This window comes from Salicola sp. AFF1, from assembly GCF_056783195.1.
This window is the reverse complement of record NZ_JBXAYL010000149.1, coordinates 1-327: the sequence shown is the minus strand read 5'-3', so window position 1 is coordinate 327 and position 327 is coordinate 1. Positions and strand designations below refer to the sequence as shown.

Here is a 327-nt window from a genome sequence, read left to right as displayed (position 1 = left end):
ACAGCAACTCGACGCGAAAGACGACGCCCTTGCCAAGCAGCAGAGTGAGCTGGACAAGCGAGACGAACGCATCCAGCGACGCGATACGCGCATTGAGATCCTCGAAGAGTTGCTGCGGCTGAAAACCCTCCAGAAGTTCGCCGCCAGCAGCGAGAAGCACCGCTTCCAGACCAGCCTGTTCGACGAAGCGGAGGTGGAAGCCGAGATCGAGGCCCTGCGAGAGGAACTTCCAGACGAGGATGAGCCCGATCAGGACGAGCCACCGCGCCCCGCCCGTAAGAACCGCCAACGCGGCTTCTCGGATCAACTGCGGCGCAAGCGCATTGA

The 327-nt window shown here is 62.1% G+C and carries 1 pseudogene; it reads left to right on the top strand.

Going from position 1 to position 327, the window contains the following annotated elements:
* Window positions 1–327 (top strand): annotated as a pseudogene (locus AC1RQI_RS17135) (hypothetical protein); the annotation flags it as partial.